General features: G+C 67.0%; 24 protein-coding genes and 2 tRNA genes. All 26 read left to right on the top strand.

The window, feature by feature from the left end; all coding sequences use genetic code 11:
* Window positions 1-88 precede the first annotated feature (88 nt).
* The 26 genes from F0415_RS01500 to rbfA all read left to right on the top strand — a co-directional run bounded on the left by F0415_RS01500 (window position 89) and on the right by rbfA (window position 26066).
* Window positions 89-736, top strand: a complete 648-nt coding sequence (locus tag F0415_RS01500; protein WP_246149818.1) for a methylamine utilization protein — start codon at window positions 89-91, stop codon at window positions 734-736.
* Window positions 733-3069, top strand: a complete 2337-nt coding sequence (locus F0415_RS01495) for a bifunctional diguanylate cyclase/phosphodiesterase (RefSeq protein ID WP_149859423.1) — start codon at window positions 733-735, stop codon at window positions 3067-3069. The genes F0415_RS01500 and F0415_RS01495 overlap by 4 nt, the downstream gene beginning before the upstream one ends.
* The gene (locus F0415_RS01490; protein ID WP_149859422.1) at window positions 3066-3947 is read left to right on the top strand and encodes a DUF3034 family protein; all 882 of its coding nucleotides are present in this window, start codon (window positions 3066-3068) and stop codon (window positions 3945-3947) included. The genes F0415_RS01495 and F0415_RS01490 overlap by 4 nt, the downstream gene beginning before the upstream one ends.
* A gap of 9 nt (window positions 3948-3956) precedes the next feature.
* A complete protein-coding gene (locus F0415_RS01485; RefSeq protein WP_149859421.1) occupies window positions 3957-4370 on the top strand; it encodes a group I truncated hemoglobin in 414 nt (137 codons plus the stop codon).
* A gap of 43 nt (window positions 4371-4413) precedes the next feature.
* A complete protein-coding gene (gene tpiA, locus F0415_RS01480; RefSeq protein WP_149859420.1) occupies window positions 4414-5166 on the top strand; it encodes a triose-phosphate isomerase in 753 nt (250 codons plus the stop codon).
* Between the two features lie 8 nt (window positions 5167-5174).
* Window positions 5175-5657: a preprotein translocase subunit SecG gene (gene secG, locus F0415_RS01475; protein WP_149859419.1), complete on the top strand. Its 483-nt coding sequence runs from the start codon at window positions 5175-5177 to the stop codon at window positions 5655-5657.
* A 53-nt stretch (window positions 5658-5710) separates the two neighbouring features.
* A tRNA-Leu gene (locus F0415_RS01470) sits at window positions 5711-5795 on the top strand.
* A 76-nt stretch (window positions 5796-5871) separates the two neighbouring features.
* Window positions 5872-6228 carry an NADH-quinone oxidoreductase subunit A gene (locus F0415_RS01465; RefSeq protein ID WP_149859418.1) on the top strand — a complete coding sequence of 119 codons (357 nt, stop codon included), beginning with the start codon at window positions 5872-5874 and terminating at the stop codon, window positions 6226-6228.
* Window positions 6219-6773 (top strand): NuoB/complex I 20 kDa subunit family protein, encoded by a 555-nt coding sequence (locus tag F0415_RS01460; RefSeq protein ID WP_149859417.1) that lies wholly within the window; start codon window positions 6219-6221, stop codon window positions 6771-6773. The genes F0415_RS01465 and F0415_RS01460 overlap by 10 nt, the downstream gene beginning before the upstream one ends.
* Before the next feature lie 16 nt (window positions 6774-6789).
* Window positions 6790-7509: an NADH-quinone oxidoreductase subunit C gene (locus tag F0415_RS01455; protein WP_149859416.1), complete on the top strand. Its 720-nt coding sequence runs from the start codon at window positions 6790-6792 to the stop codon at window positions 7507-7509.
* 7 nt (window positions 7510-7516) lie between these two features.
* Window positions 7517-8773: an NADH-quinone oxidoreductase subunit D gene (locus tag F0415_RS01450; protein ID WP_149859415.1), complete on the top strand. Its 1257-nt coding sequence runs from the start codon at window positions 7517-7519 to the stop codon at window positions 8771-8773.
* A gap of 13 nt (window positions 8774-8786) precedes the next feature.
* Complete coding sequence (gene nuoE, locus F0415_RS01445) at window positions 8787-9314, top strand: NADH-quinone oxidoreductase subunit NuoE (RefSeq protein ID WP_149859414.1); 528 nt, start codon at window positions 8787-8789, stop codon at window positions 9312-9314.
* 8 nt (window positions 9315-9322) lie between these two features.
* On the top strand, window positions 9323-10690 hold the full coding sequence (gene nuoF / locus F0415_RS01440; protein ID WP_149859413.1) for an NADH-quinone oxidoreductase subunit NuoF: 1368 nt from the start codon (window positions 9323-9325) through the stop codon (window positions 10688-10690).
* Window positions 10687-12987, top strand: a complete 2301-nt coding sequence (nuoG, locus tag F0415_RS01435; protein WP_149859412.1) for an NADH-quinone oxidoreductase subunit NuoG — start codon at window positions 10687-10689, stop codon at window positions 12985-12987. Before nuoF ends, nuoG begins: the two co-directional genes overlap by 4 nt.
* A gap of 1 nt (window position 12988) precedes the next feature.
* Window positions 12989-14050: an NADH-quinone oxidoreductase subunit NuoH gene (nuoH, locus tag F0415_RS01430; RefSeq protein WP_246149817.1), complete on the top strand. Its 1062-nt coding sequence runs from the start codon at window positions 12989-12991 to the stop codon at window positions 14048-14050.
* 8 nt (window positions 14051-14058) lie between these two features.
* Entirely contained in the window at window positions 14059-14547 is a 489-nt protein-coding gene (nuoI, locus tag F0415_RS01425; RefSeq protein WP_149859411.1) for an NADH-quinone oxidoreductase subunit NuoI, read from the top strand.
* Window positions 14548-14569: 22 nt separating this feature from the next.
* A complete protein-coding gene (locus F0415_RS01420) occupies window positions 14570-15187 on the top strand; it encodes an NADH-quinone oxidoreductase subunit J (RefSeq protein ID WP_149859410.1) in 618 nt (205 codons plus the stop codon).
* A complete protein-coding gene (gene nuoK / locus F0415_RS01415; RefSeq protein WP_149859409.1) occupies window positions 15184-15489 on the top strand; it encodes an NADH-quinone oxidoreductase subunit NuoK in 306 nt (101 codons plus the stop codon). The genes F0415_RS01420 and nuoK overlap by 4 nt, the downstream gene beginning before the upstream one ends.
* 4 nt (window positions 15490-15493) lie before the next feature.
* A complete protein-coding gene (nuoL, locus tag F0415_RS01410) occupies window positions 15494-17626 on the top strand; it encodes an NADH-quinone oxidoreductase subunit L (protein WP_149859408.1) in 2133 nt (710 codons plus the stop codon).
* Between the two features lie 19 nt (window positions 17627-17645).
* Complete coding sequence (locus F0415_RS01405; protein ID WP_246149814.1) at window positions 17646-19184, top strand: NADH-quinone oxidoreductase subunit M; 1539 nt, start codon at window positions 17646-17648, stop codon at window positions 19182-19184.
* 10 nt (window positions 19185-19194) lie between these two features.
* Window positions 19195-20643 carry an NADH-quinone oxidoreductase subunit NuoN gene (gene nuoN / locus F0415_RS01400; protein WP_188310248.1) on the top strand — a complete coding sequence of 483 codons (1449 nt, stop codon included), beginning with the start codon at window positions 19195-19197 and terminating at the stop codon, window positions 20641-20643.
* Window positions 20644-20708: 65 nt separating this feature from the next.
* Window positions 20709-20785 (top strand) — tRNA-Met (locus F0415_RS01395).
* 178 nt (window positions 20786-20963) lie between these two features.
* Window positions 20964-21500 carry a ribosome maturation factor RimP gene (gene rimP / locus F0415_RS01390; protein WP_149859405.1) on the top strand — a complete coding sequence of 179 codons (537 nt, stop codon included), beginning with the start codon at window positions 20964-20966 and terminating at the stop codon, window positions 21498-21500.
* Window positions 21501-21543: 43 nt separating this feature from the next.
* Window positions 21544-23031 carry a transcription termination factor NusA gene (gene nusA, locus F0415_RS01385; protein ID WP_149859404.1) on the top strand — a complete coding sequence of 496 codons (1488 nt, stop codon included), beginning with the start codon at window positions 21544-21546 and terminating at the stop codon, window positions 23029-23031.
* Window positions 23032-23101: 70 nt separating this feature from the next.
* Window positions 23102-25690, top strand: a complete 2589-nt coding sequence (gene infB / locus F0415_RS01380; RefSeq protein WP_149859403.1) for a translation initiation factor IF-2 — start codon at window positions 23102-23104, stop codon at window positions 25688-25690.
* A 13-nt stretch (window positions 25691-25703) separates the two neighbouring features.
* Window positions 25704-26066, top strand: a complete 363-nt coding sequence (gene rbfA / locus F0415_RS01375) for a 30S ribosome-binding factor RbfA (RefSeq protein WP_149859402.1) — start codon at window positions 25704-25706, stop codon at window positions 26064-26066.
* Window positions 26067-26103 lie beyond the last annotated feature (37 nt).

The raw sequence follows: 26103 nt of genomic DNA, 5'->3' as shown, positions 1-26103 counted from the left end.
GCACGATCATCACCGCGTCGCAGCGACCATCCGCGCCAGCGACCGACTGCAGGGGGCGGGTGTGCGGAGGGATGACGGCATTGGCGGCTTGCTGCTTCCCGTGCTGCTGGGCCTGGCGGGGCCGGCCCATGCGGCCGAGTTGCTGGTCAGGGTGCTGGCGGAAGGCCAGCCGGTCGCCGACGCGGTCGTAAGCCTGCACGGACCACCCCGGTCGCCGCCGGAAGCGCCGGGCCGGGCCATCCTGGACCAGCGGAACTCCGCCTTCGAACCGGGAGTGTTTGCCATCCGCGTCGGCACCGAAGTCGAGTTCCCCAACAGCGACAGCGTCCAGCACCAGGTGTATTCGTTTTCCGAAGCGCGGCCGTTCGAGCTGCCTCTCTACTCCGGTACACCGCCGGATCCGATCCTGTTCGATCGTCCCGGCGTCGTGGTGGTCGGCTGCAACATCCATGACTGGATGGTGGGCCACATCGTGGTGCTCGATACGCCGTACTTCGGCAAAACCGACGCCGATGGCCTGGTTCGCCTCGAGGCACCGGCCGGGGAATACGGGCTTCGCGCCTGGCACGCCCGATTGTCCGCCGAACAACCGGAGCTCGGCTTGGCGCTCGATGAAGGGCATGAGACCGAGCTCGTGCTCAGGCTGGAGCTGCGGCCGGAGGCGCCGACGCGCCGGGGTAGCGAGCGGTTGCGGATGCTCCAGGATCGGCTCCGCAAAGCCGGGACCGGGCGATGATACGTTCCAGTCTCCGGTTTCGCCTCATCGTGCTGCTGGTGCTGGTAGTGGTCGCAGCGCAGGTGGCGACCCTTGCCATGGTGCGCATTGCCACGGAGCGGAGCGTGGCTGCGCAGCTGCAGGCGGAACTTCAGGTCGGCGAACGGGTCTGGCGCCGCTTCCACGCCGCGCGCGAGGACCAACTGCTCTCGTCGGCGATGGTGCTCGCCGACGACTTCGGTTTCCGTGCCGCGGTCGCCAGCAACGATGCGGCGACCCAGATCTCGGCACTGAGGAATCACGCCGGGCGCCTGGGCGCGGATGCGGCGATGCTGTTCCGCCCCGACGGCGCGTGGCAGGCAGGATTCGCCCCGGAAAGCGAGTCGGCGCAAGCCGAGGCGCTCGCACCGCTCCTGAATCGGGCCGAAGAGCTGGGTTATGCCAGCGGAGTCCTCATCCTCGGCGGGCATGCCCACCTGACGGTGGTGCTGCCGGTGATGGCTCCCGAACAGATTGCCTGGGTAGCGATAGCCGTCAGTTTCGGCGACGCCTACGCCGGCGAGTTTCGCGCCCTGACCGGGCTGGATGCCAGTTTCGCCCGCGTTGAAGGCGGGAAGTTGCGTCTTTATGGCTCCAGCCTGGCCGGAGCGGCCCGTGCCGACCTCGGTAGCCTGCTTGCACCGGCCGTGGTGGCGGACGGCGGCGTGCGACGTCTGGAAGTAGGCCGGGAGGAAACCTTTCTGCTGGCCGAGCCCATGGCGGAATCGGGGTCGGACATGCTGGTCGTCCTGCAGGGCTCCCTGGAGCGGGCGATGGCACCGTTCGACGCGCTCGAGCGACGGATCCTGCTGCTGTCCGCCCTGGCGACGGGGCTTGCGATTGCGGTCGCGGTACTCTTGGGTCGTGGCATCGTTCGGCCGGTGGCGAAGCTGGCCGAGGCTGCCCAGCGCATTGCGGCAGGAGACTACACCCAGCCGGTGGTGGTCGAGGGCAGGGATGAGCTGGCGGGCCTTGGTCACGCGCTGGAACAGATGCAGGCCGGTATCGCCGCCCGTGAGGCCAGGATCGTGTATCAGGCCAATCATGATGGATTGACCGGCCTGCCGAACCGGGCTTGCGCGCGTGCCGAGCTGGATGCGCTGGTGCGGACGCAAGGCGGCCAGGCGGCGGTGCTCATGCTCGACCTCGATCGCTTCAAGGAGATCAACGATACGCTGGGGCATGGCTTCGGGGACAAGGTGCTTCATGAGGTGGGGCGCAGGCTCAGCGATGCCGTGCGCGGCGATGACCTGGTCGCGAGGCTGGGTGGCGACGAGTTCATGGTGCTGCTCCGGGATGCCGATCCGGATCAGGCCAGGCGCCGGGCCCGGCAGTTGCTTGAAGAACTGCGCCGGCCGCTGGAGCTTCCGGATGCCCGCATGTCCCTGGATGCGAGCCTGGGGGTGGCCGTGTATCCGCTGCACGGCCGGGATGCGCAGACCCTGCTGAGACGCGCCGACATAGCGCTGTACGACGCCAAGGAAGCCAAGGCGGGTGTCGCCCTCTATACCGAGGGAAGGGACGAACTGCACCTGCGTCAGCTTACCCTCATGGGGGATCTGCGCGGAGCCATCGCGGAAGGACAGCTTTCCATCCGTTATCAGCCAAAGATCGACCTCGGCAGGAATCGCGTGGGACACGTCGAGGCGCTGCTTCGCTGGCAGCATCCACGGCTCGGTGCCGTTCCTCCCGATGAGTTCATCCCGTTGGCCGAGCGGTCCGGCGTCATCCGCGATCTGACCCGGTATGTTCTGGACGGTGCTGTGGCACAGAACGCCCGCTGGAGTGCCGATGGACTGGAGATTGGGCTGGCGGTGAACCTGTCGGCGATGGACCTGATGGACGATGGCCTGCCCGACATGGTGGTCGGGTGCCTGCGCCGTCATCGTGTTCCCGCCACCAGGTTGATTCTGGAGATTACCGAGAGCGCACTGATGCGGGACGTTGACTACGCGGTGCGCATGCTGCACAGGTTGCGGGCGATCGGCGTTCGGCTTTCCATCGACGATTTCGGTACCGGCTATTCCTCGCTGGCGCAACTCAAGAGAATGCCGGTGGACGAGCTGAAGATAGACAAGAGTTTTGTCGTTCAGCTGCGCGAGGACAGCGATGACGCCGTCATCGTGCGTTCGACGATAGATCTTGGGCACAACATGGGGCTGTCGGTGATCGCCGAGGGCGTCGAGCATCCTTCCGGTCTCGCCCTGTTGCGGCGATATCGCTGCGACATGGCCCAGGGGTATCTCTTCAGTCCTCCGCTGGATGGAGGCGCCTTGCTGGAATGGTGCCGGAAGTTCGAAGGAGTGGAGGCATGAACCGCCGTTCCTCGAGGGCGAAGATTCTCGCGCGCGCAGTCTTGCTGGCCTGCCTGGCCTGCCTGGCCGGGCCGACGTTCGCGGCCGGGGGGCGTCTGCTCGCCAGCGGCGGAGCCAGTCAGGTGGAGGGAGCCGCCGGAGGCGGTCTGGTTCCCTGGGCGGTGTTGGCGGGCTACGGAACCCGGGACGAGAATGGCGGAACCGCGTTTGCCAGCCGCCTGCACACCGATGACTATCGCCTCGAGGCTTTCGGGCTGGCCTGGACCTTCCGGAATCGCCTCGAACTTTCCCTGGCGCGCCAGCGTCTGGACATCGGGGTGCTGCAGCGGCAGCTGGATTTGCCCTGGGCGGCCCTGGGTCAGGACGTCATTGGTGCCAAGCTTCGGCTTGGCGGCGATCTGCTGTACACCCCCTGGCCCCAGTTCAGCCTGGGAGTGCAGTACAAGCGGTCGCATGACGATGCCTTGCCCTTGGCGATCGGAGCGCGTTCCGGAGACGGCTGGGATGTTTATCTCTCGGCAAGCAAGCTGTTTCTGGACATGGCGGGGCAGCAGGTGTTGTTCGGCCTGACCCTGCGTTCGACCCGGGCGAACCAGTTCGGATTGTTGGGGCACGGAGGAGACCTCGGGCGCGGTCGCGACCTGGTCTGGGAGGGGGTTGCCGCGCTGCTGCTCGACCCGTCCTGGGTCGTGGGGGCCGAGTACCGGCAGAAACCGGACAATCTGGCGTTCGCGGCAGAGGAGGGTGCCCGTGACCTGTTCCTGGCCTGGTTTCCGAACAAGCGCGTGGCCGTCGTCGCGGGCTGGGTGGATCTGGGAGATGTCGCCACGCTCGGGCAGCAGCAGGGGCCCTACCTTTCCATCCAGGTAAGCCATTGAGGAGAGCGCATGATCCGGAGTTTGCTGCTGATGGTGCTGCTGCTCTCCGGGTGCGCAAGTCTGGCCGGAGACACCCCCTACAGGCAGTTCGGAGGCCGGCAAGGCCTTGAGGTGCTGGTCGAAGACCTGCTCGTCCGTGTCCTCGAAGACCCCGGGATCGGCCATTACTTCCTCGATGTCGACCTGGACAACCTGCACGCGCGCCTGGTCGAGCAGTTCTGCGCGGAGCTCGGTGGCCCCTGTGTCTACCGCGGACGCACGATGCGTGAATCCCATGCCACGCTGGGAATCTCCGAAGCCGACTTCAACGCGCTGGTGGAGCACCTGGTCGCCGTCATGGAAGCCAGAGGTGTGCCCAGGACAGCCCGGAACCGGTTGCTGGCGAGGCTGGCGCCGATGCGACGGGAGATCGTCAGGCCCTGAGCAAACGGGTATCCTTGCCGGCCTGGTCTGCAGGGAGAAAACGATGCGTCCGAGGATCGTCGCCGGAAACTGGAAGCTCAACGGCAACCGCGTCTTCGCCCGCGAACTCCTGGACGCGCTGGCGGCCGCTGATAGGCCGGCCGGGGTCGAACTGGTGATTTTGCCGCCGGTACCCTACCTGGCAGAGTTGGCCGGAAACTATGCCGGCCGGGGCCTGGCCTTCGGCGCCCAGGATCTGGACCTGCACGAGCAGGGCGCCTACACCGGCGAGGTGTCCGGGGCAATGCTCCGGGACGTCGGCGCCCGCTACGTGTTGGTAGGCCACTCCGAGCGGCGCGAGTACCACGAGGAGGACAGCCGGCTGGTGGCCGAAAAGTTCGTGGCGGCCCGGAAGGCCGGCCTGGTGCCGATCCTGTGCGTGGGTGAGACGCTGCACCAGCGCGAGGCCGGCCAGACCGAGTGGGCGATAGAGAAGCAACTGGCTCCGGTACTGGAGCTGGCCGGCATCGCCGGTTTCCGGGATGCCCTGGTGGCCTACGAGCCGGTCTGGGCGATCGGCACCGGCCGCACCGCCAGCCCGGCCCAGGCGCAGGAGGTGCATGCCTTCATCCGTGGCGAGCTGGCCGCCCACGATGCTACAATCGCTGGCTCGCTGCCGATCCTTTACGGCGGCAGCGTCAAGCCCGCCAACGCCGCCGAGCTGTTCGCCCAGCCGGACGTGGATGGCGGCCTGATCGGGGGCGCGTCCCTCGTCGCCCAGGATTTCCTGGCCATCGCCGCCGCGGCGGCGAGGTAGAGAAGACCATGCTGCTCACCATCGTCAGTGTCGTTTACGTGCTCGTCGCGGTCGCGATGATCGTGTTCATCCTCATGCAGCGCGGCGCCGGCGCCGCGGCTGGCTCCGGCTTCGGCGCCGGCGCTTCGGCCACGGTATTCGGCGCCCGCGGTTCGGCAAACTTCCTCTCCAGCGCCACCAAGTGGCTGGCCATCGTGTTCATGGCGATGAGCCTGGGCATGGCCTGGTACGCCGGCCATGGCGGGCGTCCGGCCGCGCCGGCCCAGGAGGACATCGGCGCTATGGCGGAAGTGCCGGCGACGCCTGCTGGCGCGGCATCCCCGTCCGAGCCGCCTGCCGGCGAGATCCCCGCCGCCGCCGAGGTGCCGGCGATTCCGGCCGCCTCCGGCGGCGACGTTCCGGCCGCCGGACAAGCGCCGGCGAGCGCCGGAGACCAGGCCGGGAAGGAAAAGGCCGAAGATCCGGCCGCCGACGGCAACAAGGGCGGTTGATCCGCTGGTACAATTTCACGGCTCCGTTCCGGTCTGGCCGGAACGCGGCCAGAGCCCAGGTGGCGGAATTGGTAGACGCACTACCTTGAGGTGGTAGCGACGAAAGTCGTGGGGGTTCGAGTCCCCCCTTGGGCACCAGATCAATCGGGTCGCCGCCCGATCTCCCGGACGGCGGCCCGGACGCGCCCCTGTGGCGCAAGGTGAGGAAGCGCGCGTGCTGGGCGAATATCTGCCGATCCTGCTGTTCCTTGTGGTTTCCACCGGCCTGGGCATCGCCCTGCTGGCGCTGGGCTGGCTGTTGGGCCCGAAACGCCCGGAAGCCGAGAAGCTGTCCCCGTACGAGTGCGGTTTCGAGGCCTTCGAGGACGCACGCATGCAGTTCGACGTGCGCTATTACCTCATCGCCATCCAGTTCATCATCTTCGATCTGGAAATCGCCTTCGTGTTTCCGTGGGCGGTGAACTTCCGCAACCTCGGCATCGTCGGCCTCACCGAGATGGGCATCTTCATCGGCCTGCTGGTGCTCGGTTTCGTCTACGTCTGGAAGAAGGGAGCGCTCGAATGGGAGTGACCTCTGCGATCGCGCGCGTGATGAACAACCCCGAGCCGGTCGGCTCGGTGGACGACATCCTGCGCCCCGAGGGCGACAATCCGCTGCTAGAGCGCGGCTTCGTCACCACTTCGGTGGATGCGCTGGTCAACTGGGCCCGCACCGGCTCGATGTGGCCGATGACTTTCGGCCTGGCCTGCTGCGCGGTCGAGATGATGCACGCCGGCGCTTCGCGCCTGGACCTGGACCGCTATGGAGTGATCTTCCGTCCGTCGCCGCGCCAGTCCGACGTGATGATCGTGGCCGGCACCCTGGTCAACAAGATGGCGCCTGCCCTGCGCAAGGTCTACGACCAGATGCCCGAACCCAAATGGGTGATCTCGATGGGCAGCTGCGCCAACGGTGGCGGCTACTACCATTACTCCTACTCGGTGGTGCGCGGCTGCGACCGCGTGGTGCCGGTGGACGTCTACGTGCCGGGTTGCCCGCCTACGGCCGAGGCGCTCGTGTACGGCATCCTGCAACTGCAGAAGAAGATACGCCGAACCAACACCATCGCCCGCTGAGGACCGAGCCGCCGCCATGGTCGAACCCGTCGCAAGTTTTCCCGAGCGCCTCAAGGCCGCCTTGCAGGACCGCGCCAGTTCCGTGCGTGAGGCCCTGGGCGAGGTCACGGTCGAGATTCCCGTGCAGCACTGGCTGGAGGCCGCGCGCATCCTGCGCGACAGCGAAGAGCTCTCCTTCGAGCAGCTGATCGACCTGTGCGGGGTCGATTACCTGGGCTGGGGCCAGGGCGAATGGGAGACCGTGGACGTGTCCTCCGAGGGTTTCTCGCGTGGCGTCGAGGGCGCCGGCCCGGGGCGCTTCCGCTGGGAGGATCGGCCGCGCGGGCAGGGGCCGGAGCAGCGTTTCGCTGTGGTCGTGCACCTGCAGTCGGTCCGCCACAACCGGCGCCTGCGCATCCGTTGTTTCGCCGCCGACAACGATCTGCCGGTCGTGCCATCGCTGGTCGAGATCTGGCCGGTGGCGAACTGGTTCGAGCGCGAGGCCTTCGACCTGTTCGGAATCGTTTTCGAGGGCCACCCGGACCTGCGCCGGATACTGACCGACTACGGTTTCGTCGGCCACCCGTTCCGCAAGGATTTCCCGTTGATCGGCAACGTCGAGGTGCGCTACGACCCCGAGCGCAAGCGCGTGGTGTACGAGCCTGTCTCCATCGAACCGCGGGTGGGCGTGCCGCGCGTGGTGCGCGAGGACTCGCGCTGGCTGCAGGCGGCGTCCGAGGCCGGCAGCAAGGACTGAGCCCGTCATGACCCAGGAAATCCGCAACTACACCCTCAACTTCGGTCCGCAGCACCCGGCTGCGCACGGCGTGTTGCGCCTGGTGCTGGAGATGGACGGCGAGGTGGTGCAGCGCGCCGACCCGCACGTCGGTCTGCTGCATCGCGCCACCGAGAAGCTGGCCGAGTCCAAGCCGTACAACCAGTCGATCGGCTACATGGACCGCCTGGATTACGTCTCGATGATGTGCAACGAGCATGCCTACGTGCGCGCGATCGAGAAACTGATGGGCATCCAGGTGCCGGAACGGGCGGAATACATCCGCACGATGTTCGACGAGATCACCCGCATCCTGAACCACCTGATGTGGATCGGCTCGAACGCGCTCGACCTCGGCGCGATGGCGGTGTTCCTGTACGCGTTCCGCGAGCGCGAAGAGCTGATGGACTGCTACGAGGCGGTCAGCGGCGCGCGCATGCACGCCACCTACTACCGCCCGGGCGGTGTCGCCCGCGACTTGCCCGACAGCATGCCCAGATACCGCGAGTCGCCCTGGCGCAAGGCGTCCGAGATCAAGCGTCTCAATCAGTGGCGCGAGGGTTCGCTGCTCGACTTCCTCGACGCCTTCACCGACGACTTCCCGAAGCGGGTGGACGAGTACGAGAACCTGCTTACCGACAACCGCATCTGGAAGCAGCGCACGGTCGGCATCGGCGTGGTGCCGCCGGAGATGGCTTTGGCCTGGGGCATGACCGGGCCGATGCTGCGCGGCTCAGGGGTTGCGTGGGACCTGCGCAAGAAGCAGCCCTACGCCGCCTACGACAAGGTCGATTTCGACGTGCCGGTCGGCGTGCAGGGCGACTGCTACGACCGTTACCTGGTGCGGGTCGAGGAGATGCGCCAGTCCAACCGCATCATCAAGCAGTGCGTGCAGTGGTTGCGTGCCAATCCGGGGCCGGTGATGGTCCGCAACTTCAAGGTCGCGCCGCCCCGGCGCACCGAGATGAAGGACGACATGGAGGCGCTGATCCACCACTTCAAGCTGTTCACCGAGGGCTACAGCGTGCCGGCCGGCGAAGTCTACTCCGCGGTCGAAGCGCCCAAGGGCGAGTTCGGCGCCTATCTGGTGTCGGACGGCGCCAACAAGCCATTCCGCCTGAAACTGCGCGCCCCGGGTTTCGCCCACCTGTCGTCCATGGACGCGATCGTGCGCGGCCACATGCTGCCTGACGTGGTCGCAATGATCGGCACCTACGACATCGTCTTCGGCGAGATCGACCGCTAAGGACTCGCGACCGATGAAAGCCACCGGAAACTTCGCCGCCTGCCAGCATGTCGACCCGATGGTCGCGTTGAGCGAGGCCACCCGCGCCCACATCGACCACTGGGTCGCCAAGTTCCCGCCCGACCGCAAGCGTTCGGCGGTGATCCAGGGCCTGATGGCCGCGCAGGAGCAGAACGGCGGCTGGCTCAGCGACGAGATCATCGCCGCCGTGGCCAAGTACCTGGGCATTCCGCCGGTCTGGGCCTATGAGGTTGCATCCTTCTATTCGATGTTCGACCTGCAGCCGGTCGGCCGGCACAAGGTCGCCATCTGCACCAACATCAGCTGCTGGCTCAACGGCGCCGAGGACATCGTCCGCCATTGCGAGCGCAAGCTCGGCATCCGCCACGGCGAAAGCACGCCCGACGGCCGCATCTTCCTCAAGGTCGAGGAGGAGTGCCTGGCCGCTTGCGCCGGCGCGCCGATGATGGTGGTGGACGGCCATTACCACGAGAAGCTCACTGCCGCGAAGGTGGACGAGCTGCTCGACGGACTGGAGTGAGGCAGGCGATGGGCAAGCACCACGACTATTCCGCGCCGACCGGCCCGGTCGGTCCGGCGCCGCAGGAGCACAACGTCGTCTACACGACGCTGCACTTCGACAGGCCCTGGTCCTACGAGAACTACCTCAAGACCGGCGGTTATGCCGCCTGGCGCAAGATCCTCGCCGAGAAGATCCCGCCCGAGCAGGTCATCGAGATGGTCAAGCAGTCCGGCCTGCGCGGCCGTGGCGGCGCCGGTTTCCCGACCGGCCTGAAGTGGAGTTTCATGCCGCGCAACGCGCCCGGGCAAAAGTACATCCTGTGCAATTCGGACGAATCCGAGCCCGGCACCTGCAAGGACCGCGACATCCTGCGTTACAACCCGCACTCGGTGATCGAGGGCATGGCTATCGCCTGCTACGCCACCGGCGCCACCGTGGCGTACAACTACATGCGCGGCGAGTTCCACCACGAGCCCTACGAGCGCTTCGAGCAGGCGCTGAAGGAAGCCTACGCCAATGGTTGGCTGGGCAAGGACATCCAGGGTAGCGGCGTGGACGTGGACATCCACTCGGCCCTCGGTGCCGGCGCCTACATCTGCGGCGAGGAGACCGCACTGATGGAGTCGCTGGAAGGCAAGAAGGGCCAGCCGCGCTACAAGCCGCCGTTCCCGGCCAACTACGGCCTGTACGGCCGGCCGACCACCATCAACAACACCGAGACCTACGCCTCGGTGCCGGCGATCGTGCGCAACGGCCCGGAGTGGTTCCTGAACCTCGGCAAGCCCAACAACGGCGGACCCAAGGTGTTCTCGGTGTCCGGGCACGTCAACAATCCGGGCAACTTCGAGATCCGCCTGGGTACGCCGTTCAGCGAGCTGCTGGCCATGGCCGGCGGCGTGCGCGGTGGCCGCAAGCTCAAGGGCGTCATCCCCGGCGGCTCCTCGATGCCGGTGCTGCCCGGAGACGTGATGATGGCCTGCACCATGGACTACGACTCGATCCAGAAGGCCGGCTCCGGCCTCGGCTCGGGCGCGGTCATCGTGATGGACGAGACCACCTGCATGGTGCGCGCCTGCCTGCGTATTTCCCGCTTCTACTACAAGGAGAGCTGCGGCCAGTGCACACCCTGCCGCGAGGGCACCGGCTGGATGCACCGGGTGCTGAGCCGCATCGCTGGCTTCCAGGCCACCCTGGAAGACCTGAAGATGCTCAGGGCCGCCGCCGGCCAGATCGAAGGCCACACCATCTGTGCCTTCGGCGAGGCCGCGGCCTGGCCCGTGCAGGGCTTCCTGCGGCACTTCTGGCACGAGTTCGAATACGCCGTCACCCACAAGCGTTTCTACGTGGACGATCTGGCCGCCGGCCGGCTCGCCAGCACGGAGCAGGCCGCATGAGCGCCCAGCCGAGCAACAACACCGCCCCTGACATGGTGAACATCGAGATCAACGGCGTGCCGATGCAGGCGCCGAAGGGCTCGATGATCATCCAGGCTGCCGACAAGGCCGGCATCCCGATCCCGCGCTTCTGCTACCACGAGAAGCTACCGATCGCCGCCAACTGCCGCATGTGCCTGGTGGACGTGGAGAAGATGCCCAAGCCGGCGCCGGCCTGCGCCACGCCGGTGATGGAGGGCATGAAGGTCTACACCCAGTCGCGCCGCGCCCTGGATTCCCAGCGCAACGTGATGGAGTTCCTGCTGATCAACCATCCGCTGGACTGCCCGATCTGCGACCAGGGCGGCGAGTGCGAGTTGCAGGACCTGTCCATGGGCTACGGCCGCTCGGTCAGCCGCTACGCGGACCGCAAGCGGGTGGTGCCCGACGAGGATCTGGGGCCGCTGGTGGCGACCGAGATGACCCGCTGCATCCAGTGCACCCGTTGCATCCGGGTCACCTCAGAGATCGCCGGTACCCACGAACTGGGCGGCATGTACCGCGGCGAGTTCCTGCAGATCGGTACCTACGACGGCAAACCGCTGATGACCGAGCTTTCCGGCAATGTCATCGACGTCTGCCCGGTCGGCGCGCTCACCAACAAGGTGTTCCGGTTCCGGGCCCGCGCCTGGGAGATGCTGGCGCATGAGTCCATCGGCTACCACGACGCGCTCGGCTCCAACCTGTTCCTGCACAGCCGGCGCGGCGAGGTGCTGCGCACCGTGCCGCGGGACAACGAGGCAGTGAACGAGTGCTGGCTGTCCGACCGCGACCGTTATTCCCACCAGGGCCTGGCCGCAGCCGACCGCGCCACCCGCCCGCTGCTCCGCGAGGGCGATACCTGGCGCGAGGCCGGCTGGGACGAGGCCCTGGCCTTTGCGGCCGGGCTGCTGAAGGAGGCCGGCGCCGATCTCGGCATGCTGGTCCATCCGGCCACCTCCAACGAGGAGGGTGCCCTGCTGGCGCGCCTGGCCGCCGGCCTGGGCACCGGTCATCTCGACCATCGCCTGCGCGCCCTGGACTTCGCAGACCAGGCTTTTGCCGAACCCTTCCAGATGCCGGCCGCCGAGCTGGAGAACGCCGATGCGGTGCTGCTGGTCGGTTGCAACCTGCGCCACGAGGTGCCCTTGCTGCACCAGCGCCTGCACAAGGCCGGCAAGCGCGGCGCCCGCATCTTCGCCCTCAATCCGGTTGACTTCGAGTTCACCTTCGGCCTGGCCGGCAAGCGCATCGTCGCGCCCTCGCGGTTGCCGGGCGCACTGGCGGCGGTGGCCGAGGCGGCCGGCGCGACCCTGCCGGCCGGCGTCTCCAGCGACGGCGACGACTCCGCCCGAATCATGGCCGAGGCTCTGGCCAGGGCTGGCCATGCGGCGATCGTGCTCGGCGAGATCGCCGAGAACCACGCCCAGGCCTCCTGGCTGCGGGCCGTCGCCCGCGCCTTGGCCCAGGCTACCGGCGCGCGTCTGGATCGCGTTCCGCAGGGCGCCAATGCCCTGGGTCTGGCCCGTCACGGCGTGCGCCCGGCCGGGCAGGGCAGGGACGCCGGTGCCATGCTGGCGCGGCCGCTGCCGGCCTACCTGCTGTACGGCATCGAGCCGCAGTACGACTTCGCCCACGGCGCCCAGGCCATGAAGGCCTTGGCCGGCGCCAAGGTCGTGGCCTTTTCGGCTTACGCGTCCGAGGATCTCAGGAAGCTGGCCCGGGTGATCCTGCCGATCGGCCTGCTGCCCGAGATCGAGGCCACCCTCACCAACCTGGACGGCAACGACCAGTCCACCCGCGCCGGCGGCAGGCTGCCGGGCGAATCCCGCGCAGGCTGGCGCGTACTGCGCGCCCTGGGCGGTCAGCTCGGCCTGGCCGGTTTCGAGTTCACCGACCTGGCCGGTCTGCGTGCCGGCCTGAGGCCGGAAGCGCCGGCGTCCGGACAGGGCCTGGCCGCGCCCGGCAAAGCCGAGCCGGGCCTGGAGCGCATCGTCACCACGCCGATCTACCGCGGCGACGCGGTCCTGCGCCGGGCAACGGCCCTGAACGCACACCCGCTGACCCGCGGCGCCCGCATCGTCCTGCATCCGGAAGAGGCTTTGGCGCGTGGCCTTTCCGAGGGCGCCATGGCCAAGATCGGTGACGGCACCGGCAGCGCCACCCTGCCGGTGAGCGTGGACGCGCGCGTGGCCCGCGGCGCCGCCTGGATCGAGTCGTGCTACGAGGCCACGGCGCCGATGTCGCCGGTGGCCCGCCTGGCAGTGGTGGGAGCCTGAGATGATCGCAGCGATCCGCGAGTCCTTCCTGGCGATGGGCGACATCGGCCTGGTTCTTTGGACCCTGGTCAAGATCCTCTGCATCACCCTGCCGGTGGTGGTGGGCGTGGCCTTCTACACCCTGGCCGAGCGCAAGGTGATCGGCTGGATGCACGTGCGGCACGGACCGGTGTACATCGGCCAGTTGATTCCCGGCCTGGCGGTCGTCCAGGCCTTCGCCGACGTGTTCAAGATGCTGTTCAAGGAGCTGGTGGTGCCGAGCAACGCCAGCGGTTTCCTGTACCGGCTGGCGCCGCTGCTGGCGCTTGCGCCGGCGCTGGCGGCCTGGGCGGTCATTCCCTTCGACGACGGCGTGGTGCTGGCCGACGTCAATGCCGGCCTGCTGGTGCTGCTGGCCCTGACTTCGATGGGCGTGTACGGCATCATCGTCGGCGGCTGGGCCTCCAACTCCAAGTACGCCGTGCTGGGCGCATTGCGCTCGGCCGCGCAGGTGGTCAGCTACGAAATCGCCATGGGTTTCGCCCTGGTCGGCGTGCTGGTGGCCGCCGGCACCATGAATCTCAGCGGCATCGTCGAAGCACAGGCGGGCAATCTCGGCATCGGCGAATGGTTCTTCATTCCGCTGCTGCCGCTGTTCCTGATCTATTACATCTCTGGCGTGGCGGAAACCAACCGGGCGCCTTTCGACGTCGCCGAAGGCGAGTCGGAGATCGTTGCCGGCTTCCACGTCGAGTATTCCGGCTCGGCCTTCGCTATCTTCTTCCTGGCCGAGTACGCCAACATGATGCTGGTCAGTCTGCTGACCTCGCTGTTGTTCTTTGGCGGCTGGCTTTCGCCGTTTCCGCCGTCCTGGGGCGTGCTGGGCGAGCCGGGCTGGTGGTGGCTGGCGGTCAAGTTCCTGTTTTTCGCCTTCACCTTCCTGTGGTTGCGCGCCACCTTCCCGCGCTACCGCTATGACCAGATCATGCGCCTGGGCTGGAAGGTGTTCATCCCGATCACCATCGTCTGGATCTTCGTGACGGCCATCATGGCCTACAACGAATGGTTCGCCCTGGGCGCCTGAGCAGAGCCATGGAACGCATCAAGAACTACCTCAAGAGCCTGATGCTGCTGGAGCTCCTGGCAGGCTTGCGGCTGACTCTGGGTTACATGTTCAAGCCCAAGTACACGGTGCATTACCCGTTCGAGAAGATTCCGCAGTCGCCGCGGTTCCGTGGCCTGCACGCGTTGCGTCGCTATCCGAACGGGGAAGAGCGCTGCATCGCCTGCAAACTGTGCGAGGCGGTATGTCCGGCCCTGGCCATCACCATCGAGTCGGAGCCGCGCGCCGACGGTTCGCGCCGCACCACCCGCTACGACATTGACCTGTTCAAGTGCATCTACTGCGGCTTCTGCGAGGAAAGCTGCCCGGTGGACTCGATCGTCGAGACGCACATCCACGAATACCATTTCGAGAAGCGCGGCGAGAACGTCGTCACCAAGTCGCAACTGTTGGCCATCGGCGACCGTTTCGAGGAAGAGATCGCCGAACGCCGCGCCGCCGACGCGGCCTATCGCTGAAGGCAGGGGAGAGCAAACGGACATGACGTACGAACTGGCCTCCTTCTGGACCTTCGCCGCCGTCACCGTGCTGGCGGCCCTGGGTGTCATCAGCCTGCGCAATCCGGTGCACGCGGTGCTGAGTCTGGTGCTTGCCTTCTTCTCGGCCGCATGCCTGTGGCTGTTGCTGCAAGCCGAGTTCCTCGGGGTGGTGCTGATCCTGGTCTACGTCGGCGCCGTGATGGTGCTGTTCCTGTTCGTGGTGATGATGCTGGACATCAACATCGCGCCGCTGCGCGAGGGCTTCATCCGGCACGTGCCGCTGGCGCTGGTGGTGGCGGTGGTAATGGCCGCCGAGATGATCATGCTGCTGAGCGGCAAGCGCTTCGAGGCCGGCCTGTCCGGCAGCGATCCGGCCGCCGCCGTCGGCAAGACCAACATCCAGTGGCTGGGCGAGACCCTGTTCAGCCAGTACATCCTGCCGTTCGAGACCGCGGCGGTGATCCTGACGGTGGCGCTGGTGGTGGCGGTGATGCTGACCCTGCGCCGGCGCCCGGGCACCAAGCACCAGGATCCGGCCCGGCAGGCGGCGGTGCGCCGCGAAGACCGCATCCGTCTGGTCAAGATGCCGGCCGAGGGTGGCCAGGAGGGCAAGCAGTGATCACGCTCGGACATTACCTCGCGCTGGCCGCGGTGCTGTTCTGCATCGCCGTTGCCGGCATCTTCATCAACCGCAAGAACGTCATCGTGCTGCTGATGTGCATCGAGCTGATGCTGCTGTCGGTGAACATCAACTTCGTGGCGTTCTCGCGCTTCCTGGGCGACCCCTCCGGCCAGGTATTCGTGTTCTTCATCCTGACCGTGGCCGCCGCCGAGGCGGCGATCGGCCTGGCCATCCTGGTGACCCTGTTCCGCAGCCGGCGGACCATCAACGTCGCCGAACTCGATTCGCTGAAGGGCTGACGCGATGATCCAGATGAATACCCTGCTGGTGATCGCCCTGGCGCCCCTGTTCGGCGCCATCGTCGCCGGTCTGTTCGGCCGTAAGGTCGGCCGCGCCGGCGCCCATTGGGTCACCATCCTCGGCGTGGCGGTGAGCTTCGCGCTCTCGGCGCACGTGCTGTGGCAGTTGCTGCAGGGCGCCGACCCGTTCAACCAGAACGTCTACACCTTCTTCCAGGTGGGCGGCTACTCTGCACACGTCGGCTTCATGGTCGACAACCTGACTGCCATGATGATGGTGGTGGTGACCTTCGTGTCGCTGCTGGTGCACGTCTACACCATCGGTTACATGGCCGACGACCCGGGTTACCAGCGCTTCTTCAGCTACATCTCGCTGTTCACCTTCTCGATGCTCATGCTGGTCATGAGCAACAACTTCCTGCAGCTGTTCTTCGGCTGGGAGGCGGTGGGTCTGGTCTCGTACCTGCTGATCGGCTTCTGGTACAAGCGGCCGACGGCGATCTTCGCCAACCTCAAGGCCTTCCTGGTCAACCGCGTCGGTGACTTCGGCTTCCTGCTGGGCATCGCCGGCGTGCTGTTCTGGATCGACACCCTGGACTATGCGACCGCGTTCTCGAACGCGGCCAACTCCAGCCTGCAGGCCAGCTTCACCCTGTGGTCGGGCAAGATCGGCATGGGCGGCTGGAGCATGGACATCCTGTCCGGCCCGGTCGAGGTGCAGGCGATCAGCTTCATCTGCATCTGCCTGTTCATCGGCGCCATGGGCAAGTCGGCACAGGTGCCGCTGCACGTCTGGCTGCCGGACTCGATGGAAGGCCCGACGCCGATCTCGGCCCTGATCCACGCCGCCACCATGGTGACCGCCGGCATCTTCATGGTCGCCCGCATGTCGCCGCTGTTCGAGCAGAGCGAAACGGCGCTGGCGTTCGTGCTGTTCATCGGTGCCACCACGGCGCTGTTCACCGGCCTGATCGGCATCGTCCAGAACGACATCAAGCGCGTGGTCGCCTATTCGACCCTGTCGCAGCTGGGCTACATGACCGTGGCCCTGGGTGTGTCGGCCTACTCGGCGGCGGTGTTCCACCTGATGACGCACGCCTTCTTCAAGGCGCTGCTGTTCCTGGCCGCCGGCTCGGTGATCATCGGCATGCACCACGAGCAGGACATGCGCAAGATGGGCGGCCTGCGCAAGTACATGCCGATCACCTACTGGACCAGCGTGATCGGTACCCTGGCCCTGGTCGGTACGCCGTTCTTCTCCGGCTACTACTCCAAGGACACCATCATCGTCGCCGCCCAGCAGGCGGCCGGCATTGGCGGCTGGGTGCAGCAGTACGCCTACTGGGCGGTCATGCTGGGCGTGTTCGTCACCGCCTTCTACAGCTTCCGCCTGCTGTACATGACCTTCCACGGCAAGGAACGCTTCCGTGAGGCGGCCGCACACGGCCATGACGGCCACGGCGACGGCCATGCGGACGCCCATGCCGATGCCCACCACGACGACCACGGCCACCACGGTCCGGTCGAACCGCACGAATCGCCCTGGGTGGTGACCGTGCCGCTGGTGCTGCTGGCCATCCCCTCGGTGCTGATCGGCTTCTTCACCGTCGGTCCGGCCCTGTTCGGCGATTTCTTCCGCGGCGCGATCACCGTGCTGCCGGAGCACGACAACGTCGCCCGCGCCGCCGAGGTGCTCTGGCACGACCACCACGGCTGGTTCCAGGCCGCGGTCGGCTTCGGCCTGCACTTCGTCACCTCGCCGGTGTTCTGGCTGGCCTTCGCCGGCTTCGCCAGCGCCACCTTCATCTACCTGTTCCGGCCGGAGCTGGCGGAGCGGGCGCGCAAGAGCGCGGTCGGTGGCTTGCTCACCCGCATCCTCGAGAACAAGTACGGTTTCGACGACCTGTGGATCAAGGGCTTCGCCGGCGGCGGCGTCAAGCTCGGCCGCCTGTCGTGGAAGCGCGGCGATGCCGGCCTGATCGATGGCCTGCTGGTGAACGGCTCGGCGGCGGTGGTCGACCGCATCGCCGGCATCATCCGCTACGTGCAGACCGGACGCCTCTACAACTACGCCTTCGCCATGATCCTTGGCCTCATCGTCCTGCTGGCGGTGCTGGTCCGGATGGCCGGCGCCTGAGAACGACAAGGAAGCCATGATGGAAGCCAATTGGCCCCTGCTCAGTGCGTTGATCTGGCTGCCGATCTTCGGCGGCCTGGTCACGCTGGCCTTCGGCGATGCCCGCGCCCGCCAGGCGAAGTGGTTCGCGCTGCTGGTCGCCCTGGTCACCCTCGCGCTCAGCCTGCTGCTGCTCGGCGGCCACGACAATGCCTCGGCGGCGATGCGCTTTGTCGAGGACAAGGAGTGGATCCCGAGCTTCGACATCCGCTACCACCTCGGCGTCGATGGCCTGTCCATCGCCCTGATCCTGCTGACCACCCTGACCTCGGTGCTGGTGCTGGTCGGCGCCTGGGGCTCGGTGGAGCGGCGCGCGCACCAGTACTTCGCCTCCTTCCTGCTGCTGGAAGGCTTCATGGTCGGCGTCTTCGCCGCCATGGACGCGATCCTGTTCTATGTGTTCTTCGAGGGCATGCTCATCCCGATGTTCATCATCATCGGCGTGTGGGGCGGCCCGAACCGCGTGTACGCGTCCATCAAGTTCTTCCTGTACACCTTCCTCGGCTCGGTGTTCATGCTGATTGGCCTGGTCTACCTGTACCTGGTCAGCGGCGAGCGCCTGGACGGCGGCGCCAGCTTCCAGCTGGCCGACCTGTACCAGCTCAAGCTGACGATCACCGAGCAGAAGTGGCTGTTCGTCGCCTTCCTGGCCGCCTTCGCGGTCAAGGTGCCGATGTTCCCGGTGCATACCTGGCTTCCGGACGCCCACGTCGAGGCGCCGACCGGCGGCTCGGTGGTGCTGGCGGCGATCATGCTGAAGATCGGTGGCTACGGCTTCCTGCGCTTCACCCTGCCGATCGTCCCCGACGCCGGCCAGGAGTGGGCCTGGCTGGTGGTGGCGCTGTCGCTGATCGCGGTCATCTACATCGGCCTGGTGGCGCTGGTGCAGGAGGACATGAAGAAGCTGATCGCCTATTCGTCGATCGCCCACATGGGCTTCGTCACCCTGGGCAGCTTCATCGTCTTCGCGCTGGTGCGCGAGCTGGGCAAGCTGGACGCCGCCCAGCTCGGCCTGCAGGGCGCCATGGTGCAGATGATCTCGCACGGCTTCGTCTCCGGCGCGATGTTCTCCTGCGTCGGCGTGCTGTACGACCGCATGCACAGCCGCATGATCCGCGACTACGGCGGCGTGGTGAACACCATGCCCTGGTTCGCCGCCTTCTTCGTCTTCTTCGCCATGGCCAATGCCGGCCTGCCGGGCACCTCCGGCTTCGTCGGCGAATTCATGGTCGTGCTGTCCTCGTTCCAGTACAACGTCTGGGTCGCGATCGGCGCCGCGGTCACCCTGATCCTGGGCGCGGCCTACACCCTGTGGATGATCAAGCGGGTGGTGTTCGGCGATGTCGGCAACCACCACGTCGCCGAGCTCGAGGACATCAACGGCCGCGAGGCCCTGGTACTGGGCGTGTTCGCCCTGGGCACCCTGCTGATCGGCGTCTATCCCAAGCCGCTGACCGACCTGATGGAAGCCCCGATCGCGCAGTTGATCGCCCAGCTCACCGCCACCAAGCTGCTGTAAGGAAGCCCCGATGGCCTTGCCGATGCCCACCACCGCTGACCTGCTGCCGCTGGGACCGGAGATATTCGTCTGCGGCGCGGCCTTCGCACTGCTGATGGTCGACCTGTTCCTGTCCGACGCCCGGCGCGGCCTTACCCACTTCCTGGCCCTGTTCATCCTCGCCGCGGCGGCGGTGATGACGGCACGCAACCTGGGGGCGGAGCCGGCCTGGGGGTTTGCCGACCTGTTCGTCCGCGACACCGTCTCGGACGTGCTGAAGCTGGCGATCTACGCGGTCACCGCCGCTGCCTTCGTGTATGCCAAGCCCTATCTTCAGGATCGGGGCCTGTTCAAGGGCGAGTTCTACGTGCTCGGGTTGTTCGCGGTGCTGGGCATGATGCTGATGGTGTCGGCGGGCAGCCTGCTGGTGGTCTATCTCGGTCTGGAGTTGCTGGCGCTGAGCTCCTATGGCCTGGTCGGCATGGACCGGGACAACCCGCGTTCGACCGAGGCGGCGATGAAGTACTTCGTGCTCGGCTCGATGGCCTCAGGCATCCTGCTGTACGGCATGTCCATGGTCTACGGCGCCACCGGTACCCTGCAGCTGGGCGAGATTCACGCTGCCGCGGCTGCGACCGGGGACAGCACGCTGCTGCTGTTTGGCGTGGTCTTCATGCTCGGCGGCATCGCCTTCAAGTTCGGCGCGGCGCCCTTCCACATGTGGCTGCCGGACGTCTACCACGGCGCCCCGACCGCGATTACGCTGTTCATCGGCTCCGCGCCCAAGGTGGCGACCTTCGGCATGGCCTATCGGCTGCTCGAGGTCGGCGTCGGTCCGCTCGACCCGTATTGGCAGGACATGGTGGCCTGGCTGGCGGCGATCTCGCTGGTGCTGGGCAACCTTATTGCCCTGGTCCAGTCCAACCTCAAGCGCATGCTGGCGTATTCGACGATCTCGCACGTCGGCTTCCTGTTCATGGGCCTGTCCCAGGGCGGCACGGTCGGCTACTCGGCAGCGATGTTCTACGCGATCGCCTATGCCCTGATGTCGGCAGCGGCCTTCGGTGCCATCGTGCTGCTCTCGCGCAAGGGATTCGAGGCCGAGGAAGTCGCCGATTTCCGCGGCCTGTGGGCCCGCAGTCCCTTCCAGGCGATGCTGGTGCTGTTCATCATGGCTTCGCTGGCCGGCGTGCCGCCATTCCTGGGCTTCTGGGCAAAGCTGGAGGTGCTGCGCGCTGCGGTCGAGGCCGGACTGATCTGGTTGGCGATCGTCGGTGTGGTCTGCGCGGTGGTTGGTGCCTACTACTACCTGCGCGTGGTCAAGGCGATGTTTTTCGAGGAGCCCGAAGGCGAGGCCGTTCGCGTGCATGGCGACGGTCACCTGCGCCTGGTCTTCGCGGTCAACGCCGTGCTGTTGCTGGTGCTGGGCGTATTCGCCGACACCATCCTGCACTGGTGCCGCCTGGCCTTCCCGGTCTGAATCCCGTCCGGCGGCTTCGGGCTTGCGCCTTCGAAGCCCGCCCGCCTATAATGCGCGTCCGCTGCTGCGGGGTGGAGCAGTCTGGCAGCTCGTCGGGCTCATAACCCGAAGGTCGCAGGTTCAAATCCTGCCCCCGCTACCAGTTTCTGGCGAGGCGGCCCGAACCGGGCCACCTGCCCAGGCTCTTCCCCGGGATGGCCCCCTGGCCAGCCCGAGGGAAGCCGGAACCTGGATGTACCGGAAAGGGCCTTCAAGGCCCTTTTTTGTTTCCGTTTTCCGGCGGCCGGAATCCCTCCTGCCGTCGAACCGGAGTGACGAGGATGAGCGGCAAGGCGACGGAAATCAGCGAGCTGCTGGCGCCGACGGTCGAGGCGCTGGGCCTGGAGCTGCTGGGCGTGGAGTACGCTCCGCACCGCTCCGGCGGCGTGCTGCGCCTGTACATCGACGCGCCCGGCCGCCACGTCGGCATCGAGGACTGCGAGGCCGCCAGCCGCGAGGTGTCGGCGGTGCTCGACGTGGAGGATCCGATAGATTCGGCCTACACCCTGGAAGTGTCGTCGCCGGGCATCGACCGGCCGCTTTTCACTCCTGCCCAGTTCGCCCGTTTCGCCGGCGAGCAGGCCAAGGTGAACCTGCGTCTGCCGGTGGACGGCCGGCGCCGCTTGCAGGCACGGATCGTCCGGGTCGAGGGAGACAGCATCGTGCTGGCCCCGGAGGAGGGGCGCGAGCTGGTGGTCGCGCACGAGAACATCGAGAAAGCGCGCCTGGTCCCCGACCTGGTGGCGCTCGGCCTGGCCGCCGCGCCCAAGCCTTCGGGCCCGAAGCGCGGCAAGGGCAAGGTCGACCAGGAATCCTGAGCAAACCCCGAGGCGGCCTGCCGCCTTCCACGGAGCTGTTGAGATGAGCAAGGAACTGTTGCTGGTGATGGAGGCGGTAGCCAACGAGAAGGGCGTGCCGCGCTCCGTGATCATCGAGGCCATGGAAGCCGCGCTGGCGTCGGCGGCCCGGAAGCGTTATCCCGACCAGGACGTGGCCATGCGTGTGTCCATCAATCCCAAGGACGGCAGTTACCAGACCTTCCGGCGCTGGGAGGTGGTGGCGGACGACGCGGTGATGGAGTCGCCGGACCGGCAGATCCGGCTGATGGATGCCGTCGAAGAAAAGGCGGACGCCCAGGTCGGCGACTACATCGAACAGCAGGTGGAGAACGCCGAGTTCGGCCGCATCGCCGCCCAGGCCGCCAAGCAGGTGATCGTGCAGCGGGTGCGCGAGGCCGAGCGCGCCCAGGTGGTGGACGCCTGGAAAGACCGGGTCGGCGAGCTGGTCAACGGCATCGTCAAGCGGGTCGAACGCGGCAACGTCTACGTGGACCTGGGCGGAAACGCCGAGGCGCTGATCCCGAAGGACAAGGCCATTCCGCGCGATGTGCTGCGTCCGGGCGACCGGGTGCGCGGCTACCTGCTGGACGTTCGTTCCGAACCGCGTGGCCCGCAGCTTTTCATCAGCCGCACCGCTCCCGAGTTCATGATCGAGCTGTTCAAGCTCGAGGTGCCCGAGGTCGGCCAGGGGCTGGTCGAGATCAAGGCCGCCGCCCGCGACCCGGGCGACCGTGCCAAGATCGCCGTCATCGCCCATGACCATCGCACCGACCCCATCGGCGCCTGCATCGGCATGCGCGGTTCGCGCGTGCAGGCGGTCAGCAACGAGCTCAACGGCGAACGCATCGACATCGTGCTGTGGTCGGACAACCCTGCCCAGTTCGTCATCAACGCGATGGCGCCGGCCGAGGTCCAGTCCATCATCGTGGACGAAGAGAAACACTCCATGGATATCGCCGTGGCCGAAGACAAGCTGGCCCAGGCGATAGGCAAGGGCGGGCAGAACGTCCGCCTGGCCAGCCGTCTTACCGGCTGGCAGCTCAATGTCATGACCCAGGACCAGGTTGCGGCCAAGTCCGAAGCCGAACAGGCCGCCGCCCGCCAGCTGTTCATGGACAAACTGGAGGTGGATGAGGAGATCGCCGGCATCCTGGTTTCCGAGGGGTTCAGCACGGTCGAGGAGATCGCCTACGTGCCGGTCGCCGAGCTGCTGGCCATCGAGGGATTCGACGAGGACATCGTCGAGGAACTGCGCGCCCGCGCCCGCGATGCGTTGCTCACCGAGGCCCTGCAGGTCGAGGAGGAAATCGAGGAACACAAACCGGCCGACGACCTGCTCTCCCTGGAGGGCATGGACGAGGCCACTGCCTACGCCCTGGCCGCCCGTGGCATCGTCACCCGCGACGATCTTGCCGAAATGGCCACCGACGAGATCCTGGACGTCGAGGGCATGGATGAAGAACGTGCCGCAGAGCTGATCATGGCCGCGCGCAAACACTGGTTCGAGTGACCGCCATGCGCCGCTGAACCCTGGAACCACACCCGCGCCACGGCGCGAAGAAGCAAGGAATCGCGATCACATGTCTGAAGTCACCGTTCGTTCGCTGGCCAAGGTACTGGGAATGCCTGTCGAGAAGCTGCTGGAGCAGCTGGCCGACGCCGGCATGTCCTTCAGCGGCCCGGACCAGGTGGTCAGCAGCACCGAGAAGATGAAGCTGCTGGGCTTCCTGCGCCGTACCCACGGCAAGGACGAGAAGCCGGGCGAGGCCGCGGTTCCGAAGAAGATCACCCTGCAGCGCCGCAAGCAGGAGGAGCTGACCGTCAGCGCCGGCAAGAGCAAGGCCACGGTCACCGTCGAAGTGCGGCAGAAGCGCACTTACGTCAAGCGCGATGACGTCGGCGCCGCGCTGGACGAGGAGCGCGCCGAGGCACTGCGCAAGCTCGAGGAGAGCAAAGCCCGCAACGAGGCGGAGCTGGCCGCCCTGGCAGAAGCCGACCGCAAGCGCCGCGAGGAGCGCGAGGCCGAGGAGGCCCGCAGGCGCGCCGAGGAGGAGGCGGCCCGCGCTGCCGCCGAGGAAGCCGCTCGCGCCACTGTGGATCTGCCGGACGAGGAGGGCGCAGAGCGCCCGGTTCGCGCCCACAAGGAAAAGGAGAAGGCAGCGGCTCCGCGCGCCGCCGCCCGGGAAGCGGGCAAGCCGGCCCGGCACAAGGTGCGCGGCTCGCATGCCATGGTGGACAACGAGGGTGACGAGGGTACCGGCCGCTACGTCGCCGGACAGTTGCACCTGACCGACTCGGAGCGGGCCCGTCGTGGCGCCGCTGGCGTCCGCAAGAAGCCAAAGGCGAGGGTTGCCGAGCCTTCCCGCACCGGCGGCGGCCAGCACGGTTTTTCCCGGCCGACCGCGCCTATCGTCCGCGAGGTCGCCATCGGCGACTCCATCTCCGTGGCCGACCTGGCCCAGAAGTTGGCGATGAAGGGCGGCGAGGTGGTCAAGGCGCTGTTCAAGATGGGCGTGATGGCCACCATCAACCAGGTCATCGACCACGATACGGCGGTGCTGGTGGTCGAGGAGCTTGGTCACAAGGCCACCCGCGCCGCCGAGGACGACGCCGAACAGGCCCTGGTCGCCCATATCGAGGAAGTCAAGGGCGAGAAGCGCAACCGGCCACCGGTGGTCACCATCATGGGCCACGTCGACCATGGCAAGACTTCGCTGCTGGACTACATCCGTCGCACCAAGGTCGCTTCTGGCGAAGCCGGCGGCATCACCCAGCATATCGGCGCCTACCACGTCGAGACCGACAAGGGCGTGATCAGTTTCCTGGATACGCCTGGCCATAGCGCCTTTACGGCCATGCGCGCCCGCGGCGCCAAGCTCACGGATATCGTGGTGCTGGTAGTCGCAGCCGACGACGGCGTCATGCCGCAGACCATCGAGGCGGTGAACCACGCCCGTGCCGCCAAGGTGCCCTTGATCGTAGCCATCAACAAGATCGACAAGTCGGACGCCAACCCGGACAACGTCAAGCAGGGGTTGGTCAACATCGAGGTCGTGCCCGAGGAATGGGGCGGTGATACCCAGTTCGTGCCGGTGTCGGCCAAGACCGGCCAGGGAGTGGACGCGCTGCTCGAGGCGATCCTTGTCCAGGCCGAAGTGATGGAGTTGAAGGCCGTATACGACGGCCGCGCCACCGGCACCGTGATCGAAGCCGCCCTGGACAAGGGCCGCGGCCCGGTTGCGACGGTGCTGGTGCAGCAGGGGACCCTGCGCAAGGGCGACTACCTTGTCTGCGGCACGCACTACGGCCGCGTACGCGCCCTGTTCGACGAGAACGGCCGGCAGGTTGGCGAGGCCGAGCCCTCGATCCCGGTACAGGTGCTCGGCCTGTCGGGCGTGCCCGAGGCCGGCGACGACTTCGTGGTGGTTGAGGACGAGCGTCTGGCCAAGGACGTCGCCCAACAACGTGACGCCAAGAAGCGCGAATCGCGACTGGTTGCCGCCGCCGGCAGCCGCATGGAAGACATCATGGCCCAGATGGGCCAGGACAGCGGCCAGGTCACCCTGAACCTGCTGGTCAAGGCCGACGTGCAGGGTTCGGTGGAGGCACTGCGTCAGGCCCTGGTCGGGCTGTCCAACGACATGATCAAGATCAACGTGATCGCTTCCGGTGTCGGCGGCATCACCGAGTCCGACGCCACCCTGGCGGCCACGTCCAAGGCGGTCATCATCGGCTTCAACGTTCGTGCCGACGCCGCCGCCCGCAAGGTCATCGAGGCCAACGGCCTGGACCTGCGTTACTTCTCGATCATCTATGACGTGATCGACCAGGTGAAGCAGGTGGCGTCCGGCCTGCTGGGCAAGGAGGTGCGCGAGGAGATCATCGGCATTGCCGAGGTACGCGAGGTCTTCCGCAGTTCCAAGTTCGGTGCCGTCGCCGGCTGCCTGGTGGTCGAGGGCACGGTCAGGAAGAACAAGCCGATCCGGGTCCTGCGCGACAACACGGTCATCTTCGAGGGCGAGCTGGAATCGCTGCGCCGCTTCAAGGAAAACGTCGAGGAGGTCAAGAGCGGCACCGAGTGCGGTATCGGCGTGAAGGCTTACAACGACGTGCGCCCGGGCGACCAGATCGAATGCTTCGAGCGCATCGAGGTCGAGCGCACGCTCTGAGGAGGGCGCAGGCATGGCGACCCGCAGCTTCCACCGCACCGATCGGGTATCGGCACAACTTCGCCGCGACCTGGGGACCCTGGTGCACGAGGCGGTGCGCGAGCACCGTCTGCCTTCGGTAAGCGTCTCCGACGTCGAGGTAACCCGCGATCTGGCCCACGCCAAGGTGTTCGTGACCGCCCTGCTGGCCGAGCAGGGCCCGGCCGCGGTAGCGGCGCTGCAGGAGCTGGCGCCGGAGCTGCGGCGGCAGTTGGCCAGGATCGTGCGCATGCGGCACGTGCCCGAACTGCATTTCCATTACGACGATTCCGTGGATCGCGGCGAGCGGATCGAGCAGTTGCTGCGCGAGAATCCGCCTGCCGCCGACGGAGACTGATCGCCGGTGGCCCGCGGCGCGTTCCGGGCGGTCGACG

It is taken from the genome of Arenimonas fontis (assembly GCF_008386465.1).
GTDB lineage: Bacteria > Pseudomonadota > Gammaproteobacteria > Xanthomonadales > Xanthomonadaceae > Arenimonas > Arenimonas fontis.
This window is presented reverse-complemented; position numbering and strand designations above follow the sequence as displayed.